This is a genomic window from Micromonospora sp. NPDC047762 (assembly GCF_043204655.1).
Classification (GTDB): Bacteria; Actinomycetota; Actinomycetes; order Mycobacteriales; family Micromonosporaceae; genus Micromonospora.
Window position 1 is genome coordinate 593,496 of sequence record NZ_JBIDCQ010000003.1, and the last position, 25,668, is coordinate 619,163.

At 71.6% G+C, this 25,668-nt stretch carries 23 protein-coding genes; 21 read left to right on the plus strand and 2 right to left on the minus strand.

All coding sequences use genetic code 11. The features are described from left to right. Nucleotides 1-16 precede the first annotated feature (16 nt). From ACGF3C_RS13525 to mltG, 4 genes are all read left to right on the plus strand, one after another. Complete coding sequence (locus tag ACGF3C_RS13525) at nucleotides 17-322, plus strand: hypothetical protein (RefSeq protein ID WP_091401860.1); 306 nt, start codon at nucleotides 17-19, stop codon at nucleotides 320-322. Next, complete coding sequence (gene alaS, locus ACGF3C_RS13530) at nucleotides 319-2,997, plus strand: alanine--tRNA ligase (RefSeq protein WP_357226080.1); 2,679 nt, start codon at nucleotides 319-321, stop codon at nucleotides 2,995-2,997. The genes ACGF3C_RS13525 and alaS overlap by 4 nt, the downstream gene beginning before the upstream one ends. A 72-nt stretch (nucleotides 2,998-3,069) precedes the next feature. Next, complete coding sequence (ruvX, locus tag ACGF3C_RS13535; protein WP_184184558.1) at nucleotides 3,070-3,528, plus strand: Holliday junction resolvase RuvX; 459 nt, start codon at nucleotides 3,070-3,072, stop codon at nucleotides 3,526-3,528. Then, nucleotides 3,528-4,721, plus strand: a complete 1,194-nt coding sequence (gene mltG / locus ACGF3C_RS13540) for an endolytic transglycosylase MltG (protein ID WP_393221757.1) — start codon at nucleotides 3,528-3,530, stop codon at nucleotides 4,719-4,721. Before ruvX ends, mltG begins: the two co-directional genes overlap by 1 nt. A gap of 112 nt (nucleotides 4,722-4,833) precedes the next feature. Here the strand turns inward: mltG and ACGF3C_RS13545 are convergent, their stop codons facing one another. Next, complete coding sequence (locus ACGF3C_RS13545; RefSeq protein WP_355009217.1) at nucleotides 4,834-5,265, minus strand: peptidoglycan-binding protein; 432 nt, start codon at nucleotides 5,263-5,265, stop codon at nucleotides 4,834-4,836. A 264-nt stretch (nucleotides 5,266-5,529) separates the two neighbouring features. Here ACGF3C_RS13545 and ACGF3C_RS13550 point away from each other — a divergent pair, with 264 nt between their 5' ends. The 14 genes from ACGF3C_RS13550 to ACGF3C_RS13615 all read left to right on the plus strand — a co-directional run bounded on the left by ACGF3C_RS13550 (nucleotide 5,530) and on the right by ACGF3C_RS13615 (nucleotide 22,054). Beyond that, nucleotides 5,530-6,360, plus strand: a complete 831-nt coding sequence (locus ACGF3C_RS13550; RefSeq protein ID WP_393221760.1) for a shikimate dehydrogenase — start codon at nucleotides 5,530-5,532, stop codon at nucleotides 6,358-6,360. A gap of 249 nt (nucleotides 6,361-6,609) precedes the next feature. Then, nucleotides 6,610-8,316, plus strand: coding sequence for a glycoside hydrolase (locus ACGF3C_RS13555; protein WP_357226093.1), 1,707 nt, complete (start codon nucleotides 6,610-6,612; stop codon nucleotides 8,314-8,316). 221 nt (nucleotides 8,317-8,537) lie between these two features. After that, the gene (locus ACGF3C_RS13560) at nucleotides 8,538-10,475 is read left to right on the plus strand and encodes a hypothetical protein (RefSeq protein ID WP_393221763.1); all 1,938 of its coding nucleotides are present in this window, start codon (nucleotides 8,538-8,540) and stop codon (nucleotides 10,473-10,475) included. A 132-nt stretch (nucleotides 10,476-10,607) separates the two neighbouring features. Then, complete coding sequence (locus ACGF3C_RS13565; RefSeq protein WP_355009213.1) at nucleotides 10,608-11,123, plus strand: DapH/DapD/GlmU-related protein; 516 nt, start codon at nucleotides 10,608-10,610, stop codon at nucleotides 11,121-11,123. Then, nucleotides 11,116-12,714, plus strand: coding sequence for a lipopolysaccharide biosynthesis protein (locus ACGF3C_RS13570; protein WP_357226102.1), 1,599 nt, complete (start codon nucleotides 11,116-11,118; stop codon nucleotides 12,712-12,714). Before ACGF3C_RS13565 ends, ACGF3C_RS13570 begins: the two co-directional genes overlap by 8 nt. 68 nt (nucleotides 12,715-12,782) lie before the next feature. Beyond that, complete coding sequence (locus tag ACGF3C_RS13575; protein WP_393221940.1) at nucleotides 12,783-14,075, plus strand: O-antigen ligase family protein; 1,293 nt, start codon at nucleotides 12,783-12,785, stop codon at nucleotides 14,073-14,075. Beyond that, nucleotides 14,072-15,709, plus strand: coding sequence for a lipopolysaccharide biosynthesis protein (locus ACGF3C_RS13580; RefSeq protein WP_393221767.1), 1,638 nt, complete (start codon nucleotides 14,072-14,074; stop codon nucleotides 15,707-15,709). Before ACGF3C_RS13575 ends, ACGF3C_RS13580 begins: the two co-directional genes overlap by 4 nt. 8 nt (nucleotides 15,710-15,717) lie before the next feature. Then, on the plus strand, nucleotides 15,718-16,620 hold the full coding sequence (locus ACGF3C_RS13585) for a sulfotransferase domain-containing protein (RefSeq protein WP_393221943.1): 903 nt from the start codon (nucleotides 15,718-15,720) through the stop codon (nucleotides 16,618-16,620). Further along, nucleotides 16,617-17,879, plus strand: coding sequence for a hypothetical protein (locus tag ACGF3C_RS13590; protein WP_393221770.1), 1,263 nt, complete (start codon nucleotides 16,617-16,619; stop codon nucleotides 17,877-17,879). The genes ACGF3C_RS13585 and ACGF3C_RS13590 overlap by 4 nt, the downstream gene beginning before the upstream one ends. Nucleotides 17,880-18,093: 214 nt before the next feature. Next, nucleotides 18,094-18,573, plus strand: coding sequence for a UDP-N-acetylglucosamine--LPS N-acetylglucosamine transferase (locus ACGF3C_RS13595; RefSeq protein ID WP_357233751.1), 480 nt, complete (start codon nucleotides 18,094-18,096; stop codon nucleotides 18,571-18,573). Then, on the plus strand, nucleotides 18,570-19,244 hold the full coding sequence (locus ACGF3C_RS13600) for a glycosyltransferase (RefSeq protein WP_393221773.1): 675 nt from the start codon (nucleotides 18,570-18,572) through the stop codon (nucleotides 19,242-19,244). Before ACGF3C_RS13595 ends, ACGF3C_RS13600 begins: the two co-directional genes overlap by 4 nt. Continuing rightward, nucleotides 19,241-20,164, plus strand: coding sequence for a glycosyltransferase family 2 protein (locus ACGF3C_RS13605; protein ID WP_393221776.1), 924 nt, complete (start codon nucleotides 19,241-19,243; stop codon nucleotides 20,162-20,164). The genes ACGF3C_RS13600 and ACGF3C_RS13605 overlap by 4 nt, the downstream gene beginning before the upstream one ends. A gap of 208 nt (nucleotides 20,165-20,372) precedes the next feature. Continuing rightward, complete coding sequence (gene aroC / locus ACGF3C_RS13610) at nucleotides 20,373-21,551, plus strand: chorismate synthase (protein WP_357196238.1); 1,179 nt, start codon at nucleotides 20,373-20,375, stop codon at nucleotides 21,549-21,551. After that, nucleotides 21,551-22,054 carry a shikimate kinase gene (locus ACGF3C_RS13615; RefSeq protein ID WP_355009205.1) on the plus strand — a complete coding sequence of 168 codons (504 nt, stop codon included), beginning with the start codon at nucleotides 21,551-21,553 and terminating at the stop codon, nucleotides 22,052-22,054. Before aroC ends, ACGF3C_RS13615 begins: the two co-directional genes overlap by 1 nt. A 172-nt stretch (nucleotides 22,055-22,226) precedes the next feature. Here the strand turns inward: ACGF3C_RS13615 and ACGF3C_RS13620 are convergent, their stop codons facing one another. Next, nucleotides 22,227-22,955 carry an alpha/beta fold hydrolase gene (locus tag ACGF3C_RS13620; RefSeq protein WP_393221780.1) on the minus strand — a complete coding sequence of 243 codons (729 nt, stop codon included), beginning with the start codon at nucleotides 22,953-22,955 and terminating at the stop codon, nucleotides 22,227-22,229. Nucleotides 22,956-23,034: 79 nt separating this feature from the next. On the opposite strand from ACGF3C_RS13620, the gene ACGF3C_RS13625 reads away from it, so the two are divergent. From ACGF3C_RS13625 to aroQ, 3 genes are read left to right on the plus strand one after another with little or no spacing between them, the layout of a single operon-like run. Next, entirely contained in the window at nucleotides 23,035-24,033 is a 999-nt protein-coding gene (locus ACGF3C_RS13625) for a helix-turn-helix transcriptional regulator (protein WP_393221783.1), read from the plus strand. A 10-nt stretch (nucleotides 24,034-24,043) separates the two neighbouring features. Then, the gene (gene aroB, locus ACGF3C_RS13630; RefSeq protein WP_357227356.1) at nucleotides 24,044-25,123 is read left to right on the plus strand and encodes a 3-dehydroquinate synthase; all 1,080 of its coding nucleotides are present in this window, start codon (nucleotides 24,044-24,046) and stop codon (nucleotides 25,121-25,123) included. Next, entirely contained in the window at nucleotides 25,120-25,593 is a 474-nt protein-coding gene (gene aroQ / locus ACGF3C_RS13635) for a type II 3-dehydroquinate dehydratase (protein ID WP_393221786.1), read from the plus strand. Before aroB ends, aroQ begins: the two co-directional genes overlap by 4 nt. Nucleotides 25,594-25,668: the final 75 nt, after the last annotated feature.

Below are 25,668 nucleotides of genomic sequence, written 5' to 3' on the forward strand. Positions count from 1 at the left end.
CAGGAGGTAGCGGGACATGAGGCGCTTGTTCTGGCTCGGCATCGGGGTGGCCGTCGGGGTGATCGTGGTACGCAAGGCGACCCGGACCGCGCAGGCGTACACGCCGGCGGGCATCGCCAGCTCGTTGACGGAATCCGCTGGCGGGCTCGTCGAGTCGCTGCGTAGTTTCGTGGAGGACGTCCGGGTCGGGATGGCCGAACGCGAGCAGGAGATCCACCACGCGTTCGCCCAGGGCGAGGCGTTCGACGACAAGTTCGCCGACCTGCGGGAAGACCCGCGGATCGGCGATCGAGAAATCTTTCCGGAGGAACACCAGCGATGAAGACGGCGGAGATCAAGCGGCGGTACCTCGCGCATTTCGAGGCGAATGGGCACGCCGTGGTGCCGTCCGCTCCGCTGCCCGCCATCAGCGATCCGAACCTGCTGTTCGTCAATGCCGGCATGGTGCAGTTCGTGCCGTACTTCCTGGGTCAGCAGACGCCCGCGTACCAGCGGGCGGTGAGTGTGCAGAAGTGCATTCGTACGCCGGACATCGACGAGGTCGGTAAGACGAGCCGGCACGGCACGTTCTTCCAGATGAACGGCAACTTCTCCTTCGGTGACTATTTCAAGGCCGGTGCGATTCCGCTGGCGTGGGAGTTGTCCACGAAGCCGATCGCCGAGGGTGGGTACGGGCTGGATCCGGAGCGGATCTGGCCGACGATCTACCTCGACGACGACGAGGCGTACGAGATCTGGCGGTCGGTGGGTGTGCCGGCAGAGCGGATCGTGCGTCGGGGCAAGGCGGACAACTTCTGGTCGATGGGCATTCCCGGGCCGTGTGGTCCGTCGTCGGAGCTGTTCTACGACCGGGGCCCGGAGTATGGGCGTGAGGGTGGTCCGGCGGTCGACGAGGACCGGTACATGGAGTACTGGAACCTCGTGTTCATGCAGTTCGAGCGGGGGCCGGGCACCAACAAGGAGGACTACCCGATCCTGGGTGACCTGCCGGCGAAGAACATCGACACGGGCATGGGCCTGGAGCGGATGGCGTCGATCCTGCAGGGTGTGGACAACCTGTACGAGATCGACGAGGTCCGGCCGATCCTGGCGCGGGCGGCCGAGCTGACCGGGAAGCGGTACGGGGCGCACTCGGGGCACGTGGCGAGTGAGTCGCACCCGGACGACGTGCGGTTGCGGGTGATCGCGGATCACGTGCGTACGGCGTTGATGCTGATCGGTGACGGGGTGACCCCGTCGAACGAGGGTCGCGGGTACGTGCTGCGGCGGATCATGCGTCGGGCGATCCGGTCGATCCGGTTGCTGGGGTGGCAGGAGCGGGCGCTGCCCGAGCTGCTGCCGGTGGCGCGGGACTGCATGGCGCCGTCGTACCCGGAGTTGGCGAGTGACTTCGACCGGATCGCGGACTACGCGTACGCGGAGGAGGAGGCGTTCCTGTCCACGCTGCGGGCGGGAACGACGATCCTGGACACCGCGATCGCGGAGACCCGCACGGCGGGCGGCTCGGCGTTGTCCGGGGCGAAGGCGTTCCAGTTGCACGACACGTACGGCTTCCCGATCGATCTGACCCTGGAGATCGCCGCGGAGCAGGGCCTCAGCGTCGACGACGAGGGGTTCCGGCGGCTGATGGCCGACCAGCGGACCCGGGCGAAGGCCGACGCGCAGGCCCGCAAGACGGGGCACGTCGACCTGTCGGCGTACCGGTCGGTGCTCGACGCGGGTGGTCCGGTGACGTTCACCGGGTACGGCGAGGTGTCCCGCGAGTCGACGGTGCGGGCGCTGCTCGGCGCCGACGGCCCGCGTCAGGCGGCGACCGAGGGCGACACCATCGAGCTGGTGCTGGACACCACCCCGTTCTACGCCGAGGGCGGTGGGCAGCAGCCCGACCAGGGCATGATCACGGTTGGTGGCGGGCAGGTCGAGGTGCTCGACGTGCAGCAGCCGGTGCCCGGTCTGATCGTGCACCGCGCTCGGGTGATCCGGGGCGAGGTACGCGCCGGTGAGGCCGGTTTCGCCGAGATCGACACGACGCGGCGTCGGGCGATCTCCCGGTCGCACACCGCCACGCACCTGGTGCACCAGACAATGCGCAACTTCCTCGGAGAGTCGGCCACGCAGGCCGGGTCGCTGAACGCCCCCGGTCGGCTCCGGTTCGACTTCAACACCCCGACCGGGGTGTCGCCGAGCGTCCTTCGTGACGTGGAGCAGCAGGTCAACGAGGTGCTGCTGGCCGACCTGGAGGTGCACGCCTTCATCACCTCGTTGGAGGAGGCGCGGCGCATCGGCGCGATGGCGCTCTTCGGCGAGAAGTACGGCGAGGAGGTGCGGGTCGTCGAGGTGGGTGACTACGCCCGGGAGCTGTGCGGCGGCACGCACGTGGCCCGCTCGGCCCAACTCGGCCTCGTGAAGATCCTCTCCGAGTCGTCGATCGGCTCCGGTGTCCGCCGGGTGGAGGCGCTGGTCGGCATGGACGCCTTCAGCTTCCTGGCCAAGGAGCACCTGCTGGTCTCCCGGTTGGCCGAGCTGTATCGGGTGCCCAACGATCAGGTCGCCGACCGGGTGGAGCAGACCGTCACCCAGCTTCGGGACGCCGAGAAGGAGCTGGAGAAGCTGCGCGCCCAGTTGGTGCTGGGTGGCGCGGCGGCGCTCGCGGCGCAGGCCAAGGACGTGCGCGGGGTCGCGTACGTGGGCACGGAGGCGCCGGAGGGCGCGGCCGGCAACGATGTGCGCACCCTGGCCCAGGAGATCCGCGGCAAGATCGACCCGGCGCGGCCGGCGGTCGTCGCGGTGGCGGCGCGGTCGAACGGCAAGGCGTCCCTGGTGGTCGCGGTCAACGCGGCGGCGCGCAGCCGGGGCCTGGCCGCGTCGGATCTGGTGAAGGCGGCGTTCTCCGGGCGCGGCGGTGGCAGCCCCGATCTGGCCCAGGGCGGCGGTCTGCCCGCGGCTGAGGCGCCGAACCTGCTGCTCACCGTCGAGAAGGCGATTACTGAAGCGTGACGGATCATCACTGTGAGTCAGGGCGGGCCGATTGGTCCGCCCTGGTTCGTACCCGGTCGGTGGTGACCGTCGGTGGCTGAGCTGACGCGCGGTGTGCGGATCGGTGTGGATGTCGGTCAGGTGCGGGTGGGCATCTCCCGCTCGGATCCGGACGGGATCTTGGCAACGCCGCTGGTCACGCTGGCCCGCGATCTCACGGCGGCGCCGGACGCGGTGCCGAGTGACCTCGCCGAGTTGGCCGCGTTGGTGGCCGAGCACGAGGCCGTCGGGGTTGTCGTCGGTCTTCCGGTCAATCTCGCCGGCAAGCATGGTCCTGCGGCTGTCCATGTGAAGGCGTACGCTGACCGACTGGTCGATGTGATAGCGCCTGTCCCGGTAACGCTCACTGACGAGAGGATGTCGACCGTGGTCGCTTCTCGTAGGCTTGCCGAGCGTGGCGTCCGAGGTAAACGTCAACGTGCGGTTGTCGATCAGGCGGCCGCGGTGGAGATCCTGCAGAGCTGGCTGGACGCGCAGCGGAGGCGGACGTAATGATCGACGATCTGGATCTTGGGTTCGACGATGCGGAGCGGGGGGAGAAGGGTCGGCACCGGCGCGGCTTCCGCAAGCGCAAGAGCGGGTCCGGCGGCGGTCGGGGCAAGACGTTCCTGGCTCTGCTGATGGCCCTGCTCCTGTTGGGCGGCATCGGCGGTGGCGCGTTCTACGGCTTCGACCGTATCCAGAACTACTTCGTCACCCCCGACTACGACGGCAGCGGGGCCGGTGAGATCACCGTCGAGATCAAGAGCGGCGCGCTGCTCGCCGACATGGCCGACGCCCTCGTGGCGGCCGACGTGGTCAAGAGCCAGAAGGCGTTCATCGAGGCGGCCGAGGCCAACTCGCGCAGCAAGAACATCCAGCCGGGCACGTACAAGCTGCGCAAGCAGATGAGCGGCGCGAACGCCGTGACCGCGATGCTCGACCTGAAGAACAAGATCGTCAACGGGTTGACCATCCCCGAGGGCCGCACCAGCTTCAACATCTACAAGCTGCTCTCCGAGAAGACCAAGATCCCGGTCAAGGACTTCCAGGCCGCCGCGAAGGACCCGGAGGGGCTCGGCGTCCCGGACTGGTGGTACACGCGCGGTGACGGCAAGAAGAGCGTCAAGTCCATCGAGGGTTTCCTCTTCCCGGACACCTACGAGATCCCGCCGAAGTCCACCGCCGAGAGCATCCTCAAGCTGATGGTGAACCGCTTCCTCTCGGTGACCGGTGAGATGAAATTCGCCGACCGGGTGCAGGAGGAACGCAAGGTCAGCCCGTACGAGGCGCTGATCGTGGCCTCGCTGGCCCAGGCCGAGGCGGGCAACAAGGACGACCTCGGGAAGGTCGCCCGGGTGGCCTACAACCGCGCGTACGGCGAGTTCCCGTGCAACTGCCTGGAGATGGACGTCACCGTCAACTACTACCTGGAGTCGATCGGTAAGCCGACCAAGTCGTCCAAGCAGATGACGGCGGCCGAGCTGGACGACCCGAAGAACCCGTACAACCGCAAGCTGCGGGGCATGATCCCCACCCCGATCAACAACCCGGGCAAGCAGGCGCTGGAAGGCGCGATGGACACGCCGACCGGCAAGTGGCTCTACTTTGTGGCCATCGACAAGGAAGGCCACTCGGAGTTCGCCGAGACGTACGAGCAGCACCAGCGCAATGAGAACAAGGCTCGGGAGGCCGGCATCATCTGACCGGCCGAATCATGCCGTAACGGCTCCCTTCCCATTGCGACCGCAATTGTGGTCGTCGCCGGGAAGGGAGCCGTTACGTTGTCAGTCCTGACGCGCAATTACTGCGTCATTGTCAGTGACTCGTGCCGGTCCACGTGCCGGTGCGCGGGTTGAGGAACGTCCACACGCCATTGCTGTTCTGCTTGCGCAGACCGAACGTGCGGTTGTAGCCGTAGTAGAAGTAGCCGGTCTGGGTGCTCGTGTCGAACCCGGTGTTGCGGTTGACAGCGCCGTACGCCTTGCCCCAGGTCTGCGGCCCGACGGAGCCGTCGATGCCGATGTTCATCACGTCCTGCCAGGTCCTGGTCTTGGCAGCGGTGTTGGAGCCGAACTCCCCGTCGATGAAGCTGGTGCCGACGGTGCCGCTCAGGTCGTCGGCCCAGACGATGGCCTGCCAGAGCCGCACGATGTTGCCCGATCGCACGCAGGAGCTGGAATTGCACAGCTGGTGGTTGTCCGACCAGCTGCCCGCTGCGGCGTCCGCCTTGGCGGGCGCGCCGATCATCAGCGAAAGGCTGAAGGCTGCGGCAATTGCGACCAGGGCACGCAGAATGCGTTTGTTCAAGGTTCCCCCCATTTTCAGATCGGTCGTACCGTCGCCGAAATGCTTTCACTCCCATCGATGAGCGTCAAGCGCTGGCCGCCCCGGGCGTGGTCCTCGACAGTGGGTCTCCGGTGGCTCGATCTGCCTGCTGGGTAGGGTCGATCCGAGGGTCCGTGAGGACGGAGACGTGATGCGGAACACGACAGCAGCGCAGGGTGGTGCGGGGTGACCGAGGCGAGCCGTAGGGCCGCGGTGCTGGGCAAGCCGATCGCGCACTCCCTCTCCCCGGTGATCCACACCGCGGGTTACGTCGCCGCCGGGCTGACCGGCTGGTCGTACACCCGGATCGAATGCGCGGCCGCGGAGCTGCCGGATCTGGTCGCCGGCCTGGGCCCGGAGTGGGCCGGGCTGTCGGTGACCATGCCGGGCAAGGAGGCGGCGCTCGCCGTGGCCGACGCCGCGTCGCCGGTCGCCGCCGCCATCGGTGCGGCCAACACGTTGGTACGCCGTCCGGACGGCTCCTGGTACGCGGACAACACCGACGTCGCCGGCATGGTGCGGGTGCTCACCGACGCCGGTGTGACAGCCGGTGCCGCCGTGACGGTGCTCGGCGCCGGCGGGACGGCCCGCGCCGCGCTCGCCGCCGCCGCGCAACTGGCCTGCTCGTCGGTGACGGTGGTGGCCCGCCGACCCGAGGCGGTCGACGAGTTGCGCCCGGTGGCGGACGCGGTGGGTGTCGCGCTGACACCCGCTTCGTGGGCCGACGCGCCCCGGCGGCTCGGCACCGCCGACGTGGTCGTCTCCACGGTGCCGAAGGGGGTGGCCGACCCGCTGGCCGGCGCGGTGGCCTGGCGGCCGGGCGCGGTGTTCTTCGACGCGCTCTACGACCCGTGGCCGACGCCGTTGGCGACGGCCGCCGACGCGGCCGGTTGCCGGATCGTCTCCGGTCTGGATCTGCTGCTGGCCCAGGCGGTCGGGCAGTTCGAACAGTTCACCGGCGTGACCGCGCCGACGGCGGCGATGGCCGCCGCGCTGGCTGCCGCTCGCGCCGGCTGACGGACCGAACAGGCAGCCGCACCGTCCTGGAGGCTGGCGGCTTTCCACGGGTTCCGTTGACTGCGCGCGTTCTCCACGGGCAAGGTGTGTGGCGGGCTTCGGTCGCGCCCTGGGCAGAGGCCCTGATTTCCCCGAGGCGGTTCCTTAGCTGACGGTTAAGACGCGCTTACGGAAAACTGTCCTACCTGCCACATGTCCTGGTCATCGATACGCTGCTCACCGTTACGGACGCAGACACAGGGAGTTTCCTTGACCAGGCACGGACTGCACCGCATCACCCGGTTCCACTCCGGGCCCCGGCGTAAGGCGATTGCCATCGGCGTGGTCGGCGGTTCGGTGGTGGCCGGCATCGTGGCGACGATGATGCCGCTGCTCGCCAGCGACGACCTGTCGATCCGGGCGGCGGCCGACACCACCGCCACCGCGGTGTCGCAGGACGGTGACAACGCGGCCAAGTCGACGCTGGCCACCTGCGCGACGCGCTGCGACGGCAACCCGCGCGGTGGCCGCGAGGCGGTCATCGAGTTCGCGGTGACCACGGTGCCGTCCACCGCGGTCAACATCCGGGCGACGCTACGGGTGCACGCCTGGCAGCAGTTCCCCGCCACGGTGACGGCGCACGCCTCGCCGCTGAGCGCCCGCGAGTCGCGGCCGCCGCTGACGTCGGCCGGTGCCGCACTGGACAGCGTGACCAGCGTGTCCAAGGGCTTCAACGAGTGGGACGTCTCCAAACTGGTCACCGGCAACGGCACCTGGACGGTCTCGTTGGCGCAGAGCGGCCTGGAGAGCCGGATCTACTGGGCGTCGGTCGAGAACCGCAACCCGGACCTGCGACCCAGCCTGCTGATCAGCTACGACCTCGGGTCCCGGCCGTCGCCGGTGACGCCCACCCGGCCGGCACCGCCGCCGTCGCCGAGCGCGTCGCCGACCTCCGCCTCGCCGAAGCCGTCGCCGACCATCGCCCCGACCCGGACGGCGACCCCGAGCGCCAGCGGCACCGTTCCGTCCGGCAAGTGTGGTTCCGTCTCGGACAAGCTCGTCCCGTCCTGTGGCGCCTGGTGGGGCATGTACTCGCCCGCCGGTGCGGCCGGCGGCTGGGACCACGGCAAGGCCGTCACCGATGTGGAGACTCAGGTCGGGCGCAAGTTCGACATCGTGCACCGCTACCACGACTTCTCCAACGCCGGCAGTAACGGCGCCTTCCCCGACATGTACGAGCAGCAGCAGATGCGTGAGGGCCGGCTGATGTTCTTCGCCTGGGAGTCCCGGGACTTCTCGGCCGGCACCACACTGAAGTGGTCGGACGTCTACGGCGGCAAGCAGGACGGCACCATCGACGCGGTCGCGGGTCGGATCAAGGCCGCCGGTGTGCCGGTCTTCATCGGTTTCGACCACGAGCCGGAGGACGAGCCGAACAAGGGCAGCGACGCCGATTTCGTCCGGGCCTGGCGCTACGTCCACGAGCGGTTCGCCAGCGCCGGTGCGACCAACGCGGTCTGGGTCTGGACGATGATGGGCTGGTCCGGGCACTACTCCCGGTACGCCGGCCTGTACCCGGGTGACCGGTACGTCGACTGGGTGGCCTACGACCCGTACAACTTCCACGTCTGCAACGGCAGCACGGTGTGGAAGAGCCCGAGCACGACGGTCGGTGGCTTCTACCGGTGGCTGGACGACAACGGCATCGGTGCGGGCAAGCCCCGGATGCTCGCCGAGTTCGGCACCAACTTCAACTCCGCCGACCTGGGCGCCAAGCAGCGCTGGTTCCAGGATTTCCCGGCGGCGCTGAAGGAGCACCCGAAGATCAAGGCGGCCATCTACTTCAACTCGGCCGGCATGACCAGCCGCACGTCGACCTGCGACATGACGATGAACCACGACGCCGCGGCGGTGGCCGGCTTCGCGAAGGCCGGCCAGGACCCCTACCTGCGGCAACCCACCGGAGGTAACCGCTGACGTTCGAAACGGGCTGACCGGACGACGTTCGCCGGGGGTCGCACAGCCGATCCTCCGGCGTTCTGTCGGCTTGCGGATTCATGCACCGCCCAATCGGCGGATTTTGTTTACCAGGCTGGACGAGGCACGCTACCTCGGGTTCTCATCCAATCTGGAGGCGCAGCGTGCCCAAACTCTCGCACTTGTGGCGTTTTGCAGGACGACGTCGTACTCGGGCGGGGATGGTCGCGTTGGCGATCATCGCCGCAGCTCTGGGCGTGCCCACGACCGCGTCGGCCGCTGTGGTACCGGTCCCGGCCACGGCGACTCTGGTGTCGGCGAACCCCGCCGACACGACCCCGCACGCCCGAGACGGTGAGACCCGTGCCTTCGCGCAGGTGGGCAACACGGTCTTCGTCGGCGGCAGCTTCACCCAGCTCCGGCAGACCGCGAGTTCCGCGTGGGTGACGCAGCGCTACCTCTTCGCGTACGACCGGACCACCGGCACCATGTCGACCACCTTCCTGCCGGTGCTCGACGGCGCGGTCAACACGCTCCTCGCCGGCCCCGGCGGCACGCTGATCGTCGGCGGCACCTTCAAGAACGTCAACGGCGTCTCCCGGAAGAACCTGGTGGCGCTCAACCCGTCGACCGGCGCGATCATCGACAGCTGGGTCGGGCGTTCCGACGGCGGCACCGTCCGTGACCTGGCGCTGCACGGCAACTGGCTGTATGTGGCCGGCGCGTTCAACTGGCTCAACGGCACCGCGCACGCCGGTCTGGGCCGGCTCAACGCGACCACCGGCGCGATCGACCCGAGCTTCAGCATCGACGCCACTGTGGGACGGCACGGCACCACGTCGTACGTCTGGACCATCGACGTCGCGCCGGACGGCGGCACCCTGGTCGTCGGCGGCAACTTCACGCTCGTCAACGACCTGCCGCGCAACCAGATGGCGTTGGTGGACGTCTCCGGGACTCCCACCCTGCTCGACTGGAGCACCGAGAAGTTCGCCCCGCCGTGCGCTTCGCCGACGACCTTCGTGCACTACGTGCAGGATGTGAAGTTCGGTGAGGACGGCAGCTGGTTCGTGGTCGGCACCAACGGCGGCGGCGGCTGGCCGACCGCGTACTGCGACGCCCTGGTTCGCTTCGAGACCGCCGCGCGAGGCAGCGGCCTGCTCGCGACCTGGGTCGACTTCACCGGCAACGACACCATCACCTCGGTCGAGGTCGCGGACAACGTCATCTACCTGGGCGGGCACTTCCGTTGGCTGAACAACCCGAACGCCAGCGACAACGCGGGTTCGGGCGCGATCGACCGGCTCGGCATCGCCGCCGTCACTCCGGCGACCGGCATGCCGGTGAACTGGAACCCGCGCCGTAGCGGCAGCGCCTCGATGCCGTCGGGCACCAGCAGCTGGGGTTCGTCGGTGCCGGTTCTCTGGCGCGGCTCGGACGGCCTCTACTTCGGGCACAACTCCGATGGCATGGGCGAGGAGTACCACGGCCGGCTCGGTATGTTCCCGCTCGCCGGCGGACGCACCTTCACCGCGAAGAACCCGCCGTCGGCCACCACCGGCAACCTCTACGTCGGCACCGCCTCGGGCACCGTGGCGAAGGTGCCGTTCAACGGCACCGAGCTGGGCACCGCGACCAGCGTCAGCCAGCCCACGTACACGGCGGCCGGCGCGACGTGGCGGGTGGACGACCGGATCTACTGGTCGCACACGGTGGCCGGCACGCCCACCGGCAGTCGGATCGACATCTCGCTCTTCAACGGGGGCGCGATCGGCTCGCCGTGGGAGGCGTCCGGCTACAACGACTGGTACAACCCGGCGTTGCTGACCGGTGCCTTCTTCCTCGACGGCCGGCTCTACTACACCCGTACCGGGGCCAACAACCTCTACTACCGGTACTTCGAGATCGACGGCAACTACCTCGGCGCCACTGAGTTCGCCCTGCCGACCACGGGCGTGACCTGGTCCACGGTGCGGGGCATGGCCTGGGTGGGCGGCCGGATCGTCTACGGCTCCACCGACGGCACTCTGCGGAGCGTGCCGTTCGACCCGACGGCCGCGCCGACGGCGGTGGTCAACGGCACCACGGCGACGGTCATCAGCAGCGCGACGCCCGAGTTGTCCTGGTCTACCCCATCGACATTCTTCTCCGTACAGTAAGGGTCAACCGTTCGTAACGGAGCATCGGTAGATTGTTCACGTTGGGCCGGTGGCGGGTACCCACCGCCGCCGGCCCGCGACGGTGGGGGAGGGTCGTTGCTCGGCGCCGGTGGCATCCGAACGAGACGCGCGGTGCGTCTGGTCTTCGCGGTCAAACGCGGCTGGTATCAGCTCCGTTACCGACGGTTGACGCTCGGTCGAGACGTGGAGATCCGTGGCCGGATCCGGTTGCGGCGCGGTGTGCGGGTCACCATCGGTGACCGCACCCGGTTGAACAAACTCGTCCGCTTCGCCGGTCCCGGCGAGGTACGCGTCGGCGCGGACTGTCTGCTCAATGCCACCTGGATCGGCACCTGGACGTCGGTGACAGTGGGGGACCGCTGCCTCCTGTCGGACTGCGAGCTGCTCGACAACGACTTCCACAACCTGCCCCCCGAGCAGCGGCACGCACCGCCCGGCCCGCTCACCCGTGCTCCGATCGTTCTCGAGGACAACGTCTGGGTCGGTGCGCACGCTTTGGTTCTGAAGGGCGTGCGGGTCGGCCGGGACAGCGTCGTCGGCGCGGCGACTGTGGTCCGCACGGACGTACCGCCCGGCGTCGTGGTCGTCGGCAATCCTCAACAGACGGTGAAGAAGTTCCATGACTGATGCAGCGCCCGCCCCCTGGCCCACGGACGGCCCGTCCTCCGGCACCTCGCGTGCCGTGACACTGACCGACCTGCTGCGGGTGCCGATGCACCGGTTGCGGTTGGTCGCGGCGGTCGCCATGGTCGGCCTGCTCGCCGCGCTCGGCTATGTGCTGCTGGTGCCAGCGGCGCTGTCCGCGAGCGCCGTGGTCGCGGTCCGGCCGGTCGTGACAGACGCCTTCACCCCCAGCGGCGCGGGCGCCGACCGCGCGGTCAACATGAACGTGGAGAGCGGCATCGCCACCGGCACCGAGGTGGTGCAGCAGCTCGCCGAATTCGCCGGCGGCGACCCGCGCGACATCCGTGACGCGCTCGAGGTCGAGGTGCCCACCGGTGGGCAGATCCTGCGCTTCACCTACCAGGCGCGCGAGGCGCACCAGGCCGTGCAGAGCGCCAACAGGGCCGCCGAGGCGTACCTGAGCGTGCGCCGGACCATGTACGAGCAGCAGCGCGCCGAGATGCTGCGCTCCTACGACGCCAGCATCACCAAGGTCGCCGCCCAGCAGACCGCGTTGCAGAAGCGGGCGAACACCGCCAAGGACAGCGCCGCCGGTGACGCGCTGGTGGCCGAACTGGCCGGGATCAACAACCAGCTCACCCAGCTCAACGCCGCCCGTACCGAGATCGCCGCGGTCGACGTCAACCCCGGGTGGGTCACCCAGACCGCCGAGAAGGCGCTGGTCACCTCCGCCGGGCACCGGCCGCTCTACCTGGTCGCCGGCCTGCTCGGAGGCGCGCTGGTCGGCATCGTCCTGGCGTACCTCTGGGAGTCGACCGACCGGCGGGTCCGCTCGGTCGCCGACGGCCGGGAGGCCTCCGGCCTGCCGCTGCTCGGCACGGTGCGCCGGCCGGCGTTCCGGGGCAGCCCGCGGGCGGTCGACGCGGACATCCGGTACGTGGCGATGGCGGTCGCCGAGCGGGTCCGGCAGCCGGCCCGGGTGGCTCTGGTCACCGCCCGGGAGGACGCCACCCCGCTCACCGCCGGGCTCGCCGTGGCGCTCGCCGTCGACGGCCGGGAGGTCTTCGTCGCCGACGACAGCGGACGGATCGAGCGGCTACGGGCCAGCGTCCTCGCCGACCGGGGGCGACTGCCCATCGACCCGTCCCGGCCGCTGGTGCCCAAACCCCGGCCGGCCGGCAGCACACCGGCCGCCGGTGCCACCACGGAGAGCACGCCTGCCCGTCGGCCCTCCCCGCACCCGCCCGGCGCCCGCCCGTCCACCGACCCCGACGCCACCCTGACGCTGCCGAGGGTGGCGTCCGCCCGCCCGGAGAACAGTCGCGTCGTCACCCCCGACGAGGTTGTCGTGGGTGTGGGCAGTGTCCGGTTCGGCACCTGGCGGCAGGGCGCGGACCACGGCCTGGTTCTGTTCAACGCCCCGCCGGCCGAGTCCGACGAGCGTGGCGTGGCCGTGGCCCGGCAGGGCAGCGCGGTGGTGGTCGTGGAGCGCGACCGCACCCGGCAGAGCGACCTGCGGCGCCTGGTGGAGCGGCTGCGCGCCGCCGGGGTCACCCCGCTGGGCTTCGTGCTCACCCGAAACGGCCGGGCCTGAGCGTGTCGGTGACCCGCGCCCCGGCGACCGAACCACCACCCGGAGGCGCTCCGCAGCAGCCCGCGCCGGTGCCGCCGTCCGCGCCGCCGCACCTGCCGCTCTGGCCGCTGTCGATGATGTTCGGCCTGGTGCCGCTCTGGTGGCTGCTCGGTGCGTTCTACCTCGGCTGGCCGCTGCTGGGCGCGCTGCTGCTCGCGTTGCTGCTGACCCGGGGGCGCGTGCCGCTGCCGCCGGCGGTCGGCATCTGGCTGCTCTTCCTCGCCATCGTGGTGGTCAGCGCCACCCAGTTGTCGTCGCCCGCCTCGCTGCTCACGTTCGCCCTGCGGCTGGCCTTCTACCTGACCGCGCTGGTGGTCGGCGTCTACGTCTACGCGGCGGCCCGGGAACGCGCCAGCCTGGTGGCGGTGCTCACCCCGCTCTGCGCGTTCTGGTTCGGGCTGGTGGCGCTGGGCTGGCTCGGGGTGCTCGTGCCCCGGCTGGCCATGACGACCCCGATGGAGGTGCTGCTGCCCGGTGGGGTGGCCGGCACCCCGTTCATCCAGGACATGGTGCACCTCACCACCGCTGAATACAGCGCCCGTTCGCTCAACCCGATCTATCGGCCGGCCGCGCCGTTCGCGTACACCAACAACTACGGCAGCGCGTACGCGATGACCCTGCCCTGCGTGGTGGCCTTCGCGATGCTGCGCCGGCAGGGGCTGCTGCGCTGGGCGCTGCTGGCGTCGCTGCCGCTGTCGCTGGCGCCGGCGTTCCTCACCCTCAACCGGGCGATGTTCCTCAGCCTCGGCGCCGGGCTGGCGGTGCTCGGGGTGCGGGCCAGCCTGCGCGGCAACGTCCGGGTGGCCGCCTCCATCGTCGGGGTCGTGGTGATCGGCGGGTTGGCCACCCTGTTCATCCCGATCACCGAGCTGATCAGCAGGCGGGTCGACTCCAGCGACACGAACACCGACCGGCTCTCGCTCTACACCGAGGTGATCCGCCGGGTGCAGGAGTCGCCCTGGTTGGGCTACGGCGCTCCGGTGAACGTCGACACGGTGTCGGCGGCCGCGCCGATCGGCACCCAGGGGCAGTTGTGGATGGTGCTGTTCAGCCACGGCGTACCCGCGCTGATCTGCTTCCTGGCGTGGTTCGTCGCCGCGGCGGTGATCTGTGCGCGGGCGACGTCGGCGGCCGGGCAGTGGCTGGCGGTGGTGCCGGTGGTCTGCCTCGTGCAGGTCCCGTTCTACGGCATGGCGAACCAGAACCTGGCGGTCGCGTTCTTCGCCGTGGCCTTCGCGATGGCCCTGACCGAACGTGAACGGCTGACCCGGCTGGCCGGGTCGTCGCCGACGCCCGCGCGGACCGCGCCGGTGCCCGCGTGACCGCCGCGACCCGACCGTCGGCCGGTGCCGACGAGGGCCGGCCCACGTCCACTCCCGCCGAGGATCAGGCAACGCCGTCGCCTGCCGAGGACACCGGCTCGGCCGAGACCCGCCGCAGCGCGCGCAGCGGTGTGGCCGGGCTGCTCGGCGCGGCCACCAGTGGCCTGTTCGGGTTCGTGCTGGCGGTCGTGATCACCCGCGGCTACGGCCCGGCCGGCGCGGGAGCGTTCTTCGCCGCGATCGGGGTCGTCACAGTGGCCACCGCGATCTGCACGCTCGGCGCGGAGACCGGTCTGATGTGGGCTCTGCCCCGCCGCACCGCCGGCGTGCGCGGCGACGCCGCCCGGGTGCTCCCGGTGGCGCTGATCCCGCCGCTGTTGACCGGGCTGCTGGTCGCCGGCGCGGGCGTGCTGGCCGCCGACGCTCTCGCGCCCCGGCTGCTGCGCGGCTCCGGCGCGAGCGGCGATGCTCTGCTCACCGTCACGTTCGCCGCGGTGCCGGTGGTGGTCGCCATGACCCTGCTACTGGCCGCGCTGCGCTGCGTGCGGCCCATCCGGGCGTACGTCGGGGTGCAGTTCCTGCTGCTGCCGGTCGCCCGCCCGGTGCTGGTCGGCGCGGCCGCGCTGGCCGGGGGCGGCCTGCTCGCCGGCATGACCGGCTGGTTGGTGCCGGCGGCGTTGGCGCTGCTGGCCTGTCTCATCCTCGTCGCCGGCCCGCTCGGGCTGGGCCGGGGCGCGACGCTGCGTCCGCACCGCGCCGACTGGTCCACGTTCTGGCGCTTCGCGTTGCCCCGGGCCGCCTCGGCGGCCATCGACGCCGGCAGCATGTGGGTGGGCGTGCTGCTCACCTCGGTGCTGGCCGGGCCGGCGGACGCCGGTGTCTTCGGCGCGGTCGGCCGGTACGTGCTGGCCGGTCAGTTGGCCATGCAGGGGCTGCGGGTGGCGGTGTCGCCGCAGCTGTCCCGGCTGCTCGGGCGGGGTGAGCGGGCCGCGGCGGCGGCCGTGCACCGGCAGTTGACCACCTGGGGGCTGGTGTTGTCCTGGCCGGTGTACCTGCTGCTGGCAGTCTTCGCGCTGGCCTTCCTCCAACTGTTCGGGCCGGAGTTCACCGCCGGTGTGCCGGCGATGACGGTGCTGGCGCTGGCGATGCTCGTCAACACCGGAGTGGGCAACGTGCAGAGCCTGCTCCTGATGGGCGGGCGCAGCGGGCTGCACCTGGTCGCCACCGTTGCCGGGTTGACGGTGACCGTCTCGCTGGGTCTGTGGCTGATTCCCCGCTACGGCGCGACGGGCGCGGCGGTGGCCTGGGCGGCCGGCATCGCCACCGAGAACCTCACCGCCGCCGGGTTCGCCCGGTCGGTGGTTCGGGAGCCGCTGTTCGACGCCGCGATGGTGCGTGCCGCGGCGGCCACGATCGCCGGTGTGGGCCTGGCTGCCGGGGCCGGCGTGCTGGTGGGCGGTCGCGGCCTGCCCGGCCTCGCGGTGGCGTTGGCGGTGCTGCTGACCGGCTGCGTCGGCATGTTGACGTTGCCCCGGGTGCGCGCCGGCATCCGGGGGACCATGAGGCAGATCCGTGGAGGGGACAACGCGGCCGCGGCCGCCGAACCCACCTCGGCATCGACGAGAGGCAGGTGAGGTTCGTCGTGGTGTCCATCCGTGACCGGGTCAAGCAGTTGGTTCCGACCCAGGTGACCACCCGGGTGAGGGAGTCGCTCGTCGACTACGGCGTTCGCACCAGCGGCCGCCGGCCGCTGCCGGACTTCCTGATCATCGGGACCAAACGGGGTGGCACCACCTCCCTGTGGAACTACCTCATCCAGCACCCGTTGGTGCCCCGGCTCTTCCCCGCGTGGAACACCAAGTCGGCGCACTACTTCGAGGAGCACTGGGGCCGCGGCGAAGCCTGGTACCGCTCGCACTTCCCGACCGAGCGGCAGCGCGAGGCCCTGGCCAAGCGGCACGGTGGGCCGGTCCGGGTCGGTGAGGCCGCCCCGCTGTACATGTTCCACCCGCTCGCCGCGGAGCGGGTCTCCGCGCTGATGCCGTCGGTGAAGCTCATCGTGCTGCTGCGGGACCCGGTGGAACGCGCGTACTCGCACTGGAAGGAACGCCGCACCCACGGCATCGAACCACTGGACTTCGCCGCCGCCCTCGCCGCCGAGCCGGAACGCACGGCGGGGGAGCGGGAGCGGTTGATCGCCGAGCCGGAGTCGTTCAGCGAGCCGTACGACTGGTACACGTACCGGGCCCGGGGGCGTTACCTGGAGCACCTGGAGCCGTGGCTGGAGCGCTTCGACTCGGGGCAGATCCTCTTCCTGCCCAGCGAGGACCTGTACCGCGACTCGCGGGCGACCTACCGACGGACCCTGGACTTCCTCGGTCTGCCGGCGTACGACCTGCCCAACTTCAAGGTCTACAACGATCGACGCTCGGCACCGTTGGAGCCGAGCGTGCGCGCCGAGCTGACCGACTACTACCGGCCGTACAACGACGCGTTGCGGCAACGACTCGGGCTGGACCTCGACTGGGCGGACCGGGCGGCGTGACGACAGGGGTGGGCCCGGCCACCGACCCGCGTTCGCGGGTGGACGGCCTGGGTTGGGTGAGCCGCGCGGTCTTCCCGGACGACCGGGTCGGCCTGACCGTGGCCGGTGCCCTGCCGGCCGGTCACCAGGCGGTGGCCCGGTACGCGGTGGTGCCGTCGGTCGCCCGGGCCCGGTTCCTGGTGCCGTTGGGCGCGCCCCGGGCCGGGGCGGCGTCCCTGTTGGCGTACAACGCCCTGCGGCCACCGAAGGTGCGCGCGCTGCGGGCGGTGCTCGGCGGGCTGGCCCGGTTCGGTCGGGCGGGGCTCGCGCCCTTTCCCACCTTGACCGTCTCGGTGCCGGCCGGGGTGCCGGCCGCGGAGCTGCTGCTGAGCGAGCGGCTCTCCGCCGACCTGGGTGACACGCCGCTGCTGGCCGCGTTCGGGGTCCGCCCACCCGACCCGAACGGCAAGCCCACCCTGCAACTCTTCAGTGCCGACGGGAGTCCGCGCGGCTACGCGAAGATCGGCTGGAACGACGCGACCCGCGCGCTGGTCAGCGCGGAGGCGGCGGCGCTGCGGGCATTGCGGGAGGTGGTCGGTGTCGCCGACCATCCGACGCCGCCGCGACTGCTCACCGAGACGTCGTGGGCGGGTCAGGTGGTCGCGGTGATCGAGCCGCTGCCCCCGGCGGTACGCGGGGTGCCGGTGGACGACCCGCCCCGGATCGCGGCGCTGCTCGCGGTCGCCCGGCGGGGCGGCCCGGCCGGCACGCCTCGACCGTTGGTCGACTCGACCTTCCTGCGTCGGCTGGCCGATCAGGCCGGCCGGGCCGCCGCGACCGAGCCGGCCGGTGCGCGGGCGGTCGCTGCGGTCTCGGCGCTGGCCCGCCGGCATGGCGACACCAGCGTCGAGTTCGGTCACTGGCATGGTGACTGGGTGCCGTGGAACCTGGGCTGGCACGCCGGCCGGTTGGTCGCCTGGGACTGGGAGCACAGCGGGCCGGACGTGCCGGTCGGCTTCGACCTGGCGCACGACGCGTTCCAGCGGGCCCTCGTGCTGCGTGGGGAGCCGGCCGCCGCCGCCGCCTCGGCTGTTGACGGACACCTGAGCCGGCACGGCGAGCGGCTCGGCCTCGACGCCGCGCAGCGCCGGCTCGTCGCCGACGCGTACCTGGTGGAGATGTGGTTGCGGACGTGGCGGCTGGCCGATGCGGGCGCGGGCTGGAACGCCGCCCTGCATCCCGCACTCTTGGACGTCATCGAGAAAAGACATAGCGGCTGATCTGGAGGAATCGCGGCGACGACGGTGCGCCGCAGAGTGACGACATAATCGCAGGTGGTGATGACGATCGATGGACCTCGGACGTTCGGTGCACCGCACCGCCCGCTGTGGAGATCGTCGGCTCGGCCGGTCGCGCTATTCAACGACCGGGGATCGTGTGATCTGCTTCTGCCTGGCGTGAACTGAAATTCCAAGCGAACTTGTGGGGAGTCGCGTGGACACGAACAACGACGACAGTGGGGCACCGGTGCTGCTGCTGGTCGGCTCCAGCGGTGGCCATCTGGCCCAACTACTGGCTCTGCGGCCCTGGTACGAACAGTGGCAGCGCTGCTGGGTCACCTTCGACACCCCGGAGGCGGTGTCGCTGCTGGATGGCGAGGACCTGGTGCCGGCGCACCACCCGACCACCCGCAACGTGCCGAACCTGCTGCGCAACGCGCTGCTGGCCTGGCGGGTGCTGCGGGCCCGGCGGGTCGCCGCCGTGGTCACCACAGGCGCCGGGGTGGCGGTGCCGTTCGTGGTGCTGGCCCGGCTGCGGCGCATCCCGACCGTCTACATCGAGGTGTACGACCGGATCGACACCCCGACGTTGACCGCTCGGCTCTGCCGGCCGTTCCTGTCCGCGATGCTCGTGCAGTGGGACGAGCAGCGCCGGCAGTACCCCGAGGCGACAGTCGTCGGGACGCTGCTGTGACCGGGGAGACGGGCACCGCCCGGCGTCCGCAACCCCGACCGGGCACCGAGGCGGCCCGCCTGCCGCGCCAGCGTGACAGCTCGGCGGTCGCCCAGCTCCGACTGCTGGTCGCGGTGGGCACCGACAAGCACCCCTTCGACCGGCTCGTCGACTGGGTGGCGCAGTGGCACGCGCAGGCTGCCGGCCCGATCGGGCTGACCATGCAGCACGGGCACACGACCGCGCCCCAGCTCAGCGGCGCGGTGCCGTTCCTCGGCCACGACGCGTTGCAACAGGCGATGATCGACGCGGATCTGGTGGTCTGCCACGGTGGCCCGGCGACCATCCTGGAGGCCCGCCGGCACGGCCACCTGCCCATCGTGGTGCCCCGCGACCCGGCTCGCGGTGAGCACGTCGACAACCACCAGCTCCTCTTCGCCCGCCGGCTCGGCGCCGCCGGGCTGGTGGCGCTCTGCGAGACCCGGGAGGCCCTGCACGACGCGTTGGCCGCCGGGCTGGCCGACCCGTCCCGGTACGCGGTGGCCGCCGACCCGGAGGCACACGAGGCACGACGGGCGGCGGTGGCCCGGGTCGGGCAGATCGTCGACGACCTGGTGGCCCGTTCGACCCCGCGCCCATCCCGGTGGCGGGCCTGGTCCCGGCCGCGCCCGGGTACGGAGGAGATTCGATGACCCAGCAGCCGACCGTCAGCGTCGTGGTGCCTACCCGGGACCGCCCCGAGCTGCTGCGGGCCGCGGTGCGCGCGATCCTGGCACAGGAGCACCCGGCCCTGATCGAGGTCGTCGTGGTGTTCGACCAGTCCGTGCCGGACGAGTCGCTGACCGAGCTGGGGAGCGGCCCGGCCCGGGTGGTGCGGGTGATCCGCAACACCCGTACCCCCGGGTTGGCCGGTGCGCGCAACAGCGGCACCCTCGCCACCGAGGGTGAGCTTGTCGCGTTCTGTGACGACGACGACGAGTGGCTGCCCGGCAAACTGGCCGCCCAGGTCGACGCGCTGGCCGGCGACCCGGCCGCCGAGTTCGTCTGCTGCGGCATCCGGGTCAACTACGACGGGCACACCGTCGACCGGGTGCTCGACAAGGACCGGATCACCCTGGACGACCTGCTCCGCGATCGGATGACGGAGCTGCACCCGTCGACCTTCCTGATCCGCGCCACCGCCTTGCGCGACGGGTTCGGGCTGGTCGACGAGGAGATTCCGGGCAGCTACGCGGAGGACTACGAGTTCCTGCTGCGGGCCGCGCGCAGCGCACCTCTGATCAACCTGCGGACGCCGTCGGTGCTGGTCCGCTGGCACAAGCGCTCGTACTTCGCGCAGCGGTGGGACACCATCTCCGAGGCGTTGCAGTGGTTGCTCCAGCGCTACCCGGAGTTCGCCAGTCAACCGGCCGGCGAGGCCCGTGTCGCCGGGCAGATCGCGTTCGCCCAGGCCGCCTCCGGCGACCGCCGGGGCGCGCTGCGCTGGGCCCGGCGCACCCTGCGGAGCAACCCCCGCGAGCCGCGCGCCTACCTGGCCCTCGCCGTCGCAGGTCGGGTGGTCCGGGCCGACGCGGTGCTGCGCACCCTGCACAAGCGCGGTCGGGGGATCTGAGCCACCGTCGCGTCGCGTCGCGCGACGCGACGCGCGTCGCGTCGCAGTGGCGGGTGCAGAGCAAACGCCGTCCGTGGGTGCGTCGCGGGTTGCCGCGGCGGCGGGTCCAGAGCAACGGATGTCCTGTTCAGCGGGCGGCGGCGTCCGCTGGGCGGGACGCCCCGGGGAGCGCGCCGCGTCGGTGGCCCGCCGTGACAGACTGACCGCTGTGTTGCGCTGGCTGACTGCAGGTGAATCGCACGGTCCCGCCCTCGTCGCGATGTTGGAGGGGGTGCCGGCCGGCATCGAGGTGACCACCACCGAGATCGCTGACGAGCTGGCCCGTCGACGGCTGGGCTACGGGCGGGGTGCCCGGATGTCGTTCGAGCGGGACGAGGTCGAGCTGCTCGGCGGCCTGCGGCACGGCGTGACCCTCGGCAGCCCGGTGGCGATCAGGGTCGGCAACTCCGAGTGGCCGAAGTGGCAGACCGTGATGGCCGCCGACCCGGTCGACCCCGACGAGCTGGCCCGGCAGGCCCGCAACGCCCCGCTGACCCGCCCCCGGCCGGGCCACGCCGACCTGGCCGGCATGCAGAAGTACGGCCACACCGACGCCCGGCCGATCCTGGAGCGCGCCAGCGCACGGGAGACCGCCGCCCGGGTGGCTGTCGGCACGGTGGCCAAGGCGCTGATCCGTCAGGCGCTCGGGATCGAGATCGTCTCGCACGTCGTCGAGCTGGGCCCGGTGGCCGCGAAGCCCGGGCTGCGTCCCACGCCGTCCGACGCCGCGCGCATCGACGCCGACCCGCTGCGCTGCCTCGACCCGGAGGCCAGCGCCCTGATGGTCGCCGAGGTCGATGCCGCGAAAAAGGCCGCCGACACCCTCGGTGGCGTGGTCGAGGTGCTGGCGTACGGGGTGCCACCAGGGCTGGGCAGCCACGTGCAGTGGGACCGCAAGCTCGACGCCCGGCTGGCCACCGCGCTGATGTCCATTCAGGCGATCAAGGGCGTGGAGATCGGCGACGGCTGGCAGCAGGCCCGGTCCCGTGGCTCGGAGGCGCACGACGAGATCATTCCGTCGGCCACCGGTGTCCGCCGGGTCACCGACCGGGCCGGTGGGCTGGAGGGTGGCATCACCACCGGCGAGCCGCTGCGGGTCCGCGCCGCGATGAAGCCGATCTCCTCGCTGAACCGGGCCCTCTCCACTGTGGACGTCACCACCGGTGAGCCGGCCACCGCGATCAACCAGCGTTCCGACGTCTGCGCGGTGCCCGCAGCGGCGGTGGTCGCCGAGGCGATGGTGGCGCTGGTGCTGGCCGAGGCGGCCACCGAGAAGTTCGGTGGAGACTCGATCGCCGAGATCCGCCGCAACCTGGCCGGGTACCTCGACGCGCTGGTCATCCGCTGATGGCACCGGTCGTCGTGCTGGTCGGTGCCCCCGGCTGCGGCAAGACCACTGTCGGCCGGGCGCTCGCCGCCACCCTCGGCGTGGAGTTCCGCGACACCGACACCGACATCGAGCAGATGGCCGGGAAGCCGATCCCGGAGATCTTCATCGACGAGGGTGAGGCGCACTTCCGTACCTTGGAACGGGCCGCCGTGGCCGCGGCGCTGGCCGGCGGCACCGGCGTGCTCGCCCTCGGCGGCGGCGCGGTGCTGGCCGAGGAGACCCGGGCGGCCCTGATCGGGCACCGGGTGGTGCACCTCTCGGTCGAGTTGCCTGACGCGGTCAAGCGGGTCGGGCTCGGCGCCGGTCGGCCGCTGCTGGCGATCAACCCACGGGCCACCCTCAAGCACCTGTTGGACCAGCGCCGGCCGCTCTACGCCGAGGTCGCCACCGAGACGGTGGTCACCGACGGCCGGGCCCCGGCGCAGGTCGTCGCGGACGTCGCCGCCCTGCTCCCGCGCTGACGCCCCCCCCGCGCCCCCGCGCCGCCCCTTGCGCCGATCTTGCACTTGCTGCTCCGACGTAAGGAGCATTCACCGCATTTCGGCAACAGGAAGTGCAAGATCGGCGCAGGAGGGGTGGGGCGCGGGGCGCGGGGGCGGGGCGCGGGGCGGGGTGGGGTGGGGAGGCAGGGGGTCAGGTTTGGGCTATCAGGTCCAGGACGTCGGACAGGGCTTTCGGCTCGCTGAGCATCGGCCAGTGCCCGGTGGGCAACTCGTGCAGCTGGCCGTCGGCCAGGCCGGTGAAGAACGGATGCTCCTGTTGGATCATCTGCCGCACCACACCGAGCGGGAAGGTGCTGGCGACCAGCGCGGTCGGAACGGGGTGCCCGCCGGTGCGTCGGACCGGGTCGGTGGCGGCCCGCAGCGGCTGCGGGGTGGCCCGGTCACGCAGCAGCGCGAGCGTCGGCTCGTCCAGGCCGGCCAGGTTCGTCGGGTCGGCGGCCGGGTCCCAGGCCGGCGGCGGCAGCAGGTGCCCGCTGCCGATCGCTTCGCGTAGCCGCTGCTGCTCCTCCGGCGGCAGCGTGTCGAACTGTGCCGTGCCGTCCGGCAGCGGCCCACTCTCCACGTAGACGACCCGGGCGATCCGGTCCGGGATGCGGTCCACCGCCTGGGCGACCGGCATCCCGCCGCCGGAGTGCCCGACCAGCAGTACGTCGCGCAGGTCCTCGACCTCGATCAGTCGGACGATGTCGGTGGTGTGCGTGTCCAGGCCGACCTCCGGCCCGGCGAGGTGGTCGCGTTCGGCCACCCCGGTGAGCGTCATCGGATAGACCTCGTGCCCCTGCGACCGCAGCGCGGCGGTCACGTCCCGCCACGCCCAGGCACCCAACCAGAATCCCGGCACCAGCACGAATGTCGCCATCTGTGGCTCCTTTCCTCGGTTACCGACAGACCGTACGATCTATTCCGGACAGGATCCGCCCGGTTTGAAGGAGTGGCCCGTGTCACATCCCGCAGCGCGGGTGCTGGCCCTGCTCGAACTGCTGCAGACCCGGCACCGGTCGACGGCCGCCGAACTCGCCGGCCACCTCGGGGTGGACGAGCGGACGGTGCGCCGGTACGCGACCACGCTCGTCGAGCTGGGCATTCCCGTCACCGCCGACCGGGGCCGCCACGGCGGCTACCGGCTGCACCCCGGTTACAAGCTGCCGCCGCTGATGCTCACCGACGACGAGGCGGTGGCCGTGCTGCTCGGCCTCGTCGTCGCCGAACGGGTCGGGCTCGCCACCGAGCAGCCGGCCACCGCCGCCGCGCTGGCGAAGATCCGCCGGGTGTTGCCGGCCGCGCTCGCCGACCGGCTCGCCGCCGTCCAGGAGCACCTGGGCTTCACCCTGCGCCGCCCGGAGGCGGAGCGCGGGCCGGCGTCCGGCACCCTGCTCGCGCTGGCCTCGGCCGCCCGGCACCGGCAGCGGGTGGCGCTGGACTACCGCTCCTGGCGGGGCGAGCGGTCGCAGCGCGAACTCGACCCGTACGGGCTCGTCTTCCACGCCGGCCGTTGGTATGTCACCGGCCACGACCATCGACGCGGGGAGATTCGGACCTTCCGACTGGACCGGATCGGCGCGGTGACGCCCGGCGTGGCGACGTTCACGGTGCCCGACGGCTTCGAGGCGGTGGCCTGGGTGACCCGGTCGCTGGCCGGCGTGCCGTACCGGCATGAGGTGGAGGTCGTGCTGGAGACCGACCTGGTCGCCGCCCGCCGCCGCATCCCGCCCAGCGTGGCCGAGTTGACCGCCACCACCGACGGGGTGCTGCTGCGGGCCCGAGCGCAGAGCCTGCCCGGGATGGCGGCGCTGCTCGCCGGGCTGGGCTGTCCGTTCACCGTGCGGCACCCGGACGCGCTACGCGCCGCGGTGGCCGAGCACGCCCGCCGGTTGGCGGACTGGGCCGCTCGGCCAGCAGGTGGACAGCCGCCCTCCCCGCGCCGCCCGCTGGACTAGGCTGCCGGCGATGGACGAGGTGACCCGAATTCCGGTCGGCGGCGAGCGGCCGTACGACGTCTTGGTGGGACGTGACCTGCTGGGTGCGCTGCCTGGCCTACTGCCCGGCGCGACCCGGGTGGCGGTGTTGCACGCGCCTCCGCTCAAGGCCCTCGCGGACGCGCTCGGCGAACGCCTGCGCGCCGCCGGCGTCGAGCCACTGCCGATCGAGGTGCCCGACGCCGAGTCGGGGAAGCACGTCGAGGTGGCCGCCGCCTGTTGGGACCGGCTCGGAGCGGCGGGCTTCACCCGTACCGACGCGGTGGTCGGGGTGGGCGGCGGCGCGGTGACCGACCTGGCCGGCTTCGTCGCGGCCTGCTGGTTGCGGGGTGTGCGCTGGGTGCCGGTGGCGACCTCGCTGCTGGGCATGGTGGATGCCGCGGTGGGCGGCAAGACGGGCATCAACACGGCCGCCGGCAAGAACCTGGTGGGCGCGTTCCACCCGCCGGTCGGGGTGTTGGCGGACCTGGCCACTCTGGACAGCCTGCCCGCTGTCGACCTGGCGGCCGGGTTGGCCGAGGTCGTCAAGTGCGGGTTCATCGCCGACCCGACGATCCTGGATCTCATCGAAAACGACCCGGAGGCCGCCACCGACCCCCGTGGGCCGGTGAGCCGGGAGCTGATCGAGCGGGCCATCCGGGTCAAGGCCGACGTGGTCGCCGGCGACCTGCGCGAGTCGGGCCTGCGGGAGGTGCTCAACTACGGTCACACCCTTGCCCACGCCATCGAGCAGAACGAGGGTTACCGCTGGCGGCACGGCCACGCCGTCGCTGTCGGTCTGGTGTACGCGGCCACCCTGGCCCGGCTCGCCGGGCGGTTGGACGCGCCGACCGCCGACCGACACCGGATCACGCTGAGCGCGCTGGGCCTGCCGGTGAGCTACCCGGCCGATGCCTGGCCGAAGCTGCTACCCACGATGCGGGTGGACAAGAAGGCCCGGGGCAGTCGACTGCGCTTCGTGGTGCTCGACGGGCTGGCCCGCCCGGCGATGTTGGAGGGCCCCGACGACGCGTTGCTGGAGGCTGCCTACCGGGAGGTGGCAACCCCGTGAGCGCGACTGAGCCGGGTCAGCGGGCCCCACAGACGCGAACGACAGAGAAGGTCTACGTTCTGAACGGGCCGAACCTGGGCCGGCTGGGCACCCGCGAGCCCGACGTGTACGGCGCGACCAGATATGCGGACCTGGTGGCGCTCTGCGAGAGCACGGGTCGGGAGCTGGGGCTGGCGGTGACGGTCCGGCAGACCGACGCGGAGCACGAGCTGCTCGGCTGGCTGCACGCGGCGGCCGACGAGGGCGCCGCTGTGGTGCTCAACCCGGCAGCCTGGTCGCACTACTCGTACGCGGTGCGGGACGCCTGCGCCATGCTGCGCGGGCCGCTGGTGGAGGTGCACATCTCCAACATCCACACCCGTGAGGAGTTCCGGCACCACTCGGTGGTCTCGGCGGTGGCGACCGGGGTGATCTGCGGTCTCGGTATCGACGGCTATCGTCTCGCTCTGCACCATCTGGCCACCCGCTGAGGGCCCTCCGACTGGGCGCTCCGAACGGGGGGCCGTCCGATTCGACGCAGCTTGTAGACTTGCCAGGTCTGTCCG

Coding starts and splice junctions, on each gene's coding strand:
- ACGF3C_RS13570 (WP_357226102.1), top strand. CDS start 11,116: ATGACTGATGCAGCGCCCGCCCCCTGGCCCACGGACGGCCCGTCCTCC.
- mltG (WP_393221757.1), top strand. CDS start 3,528: ATGATCGACGATCTGGATCTTGGGTTCGACGATGCGGAGCGGGGGGAG.
- ACGF3C_RS13560 (WP_393221763.1), top strand. CDS start 8,538: ATGGTCGCGTTGGCGATCATCGCCGCAGCTCTGGGCGTGCCCACGACC.
- ACGF3C_RS13545 (WP_355009217.1), bottom strand. CDS start 5,265: ATGATCGGCGCGCCCGCCAAGGCGGACGCCGCAGCGGGCAGCTGGTCG.
- ACGF3C_RS13620 (WP_393221780.1), bottom strand. CDS start 22,955: ATGGCGACATTCGTGCTGGTGCCGGGATTCTGGTTGGGTGCCTGGGCG.
- aroB (WP_357227356.1), top strand. CDS start 24,044: ATGGACGAGGTGACCCGAATTCCGGTCGGCGGCGAGCGGCCGTACGAC.
- ACGF3C_RS13605 (WP_393221776.1), top strand. CDS start 19,241: ATGACCCAGCAGCCGACCGTCAGCGTCGTGGTGCCTACCCGGGACCGC.
- ACGF3C_RS13615 (WP_355009205.1), top strand. CDS start 21,551: ATGGCACCGGTCGTCGTGCTGGTCGGTGCCCCCGGCTGCGGCAAGACC.
- ACGF3C_RS13525 (WP_091401860.1), top strand. CDS start 17: ATGAGGCGCTTGTTCTGGCTCGGCATCGGGGTGGCCGTCGGGGTGATC.
- alaS (WP_357226080.1), top strand. CDS start 319: ATGAAGACGGCGGAGATCAAGCGGCGGTACCTCGCGCATTTCGAGGCG.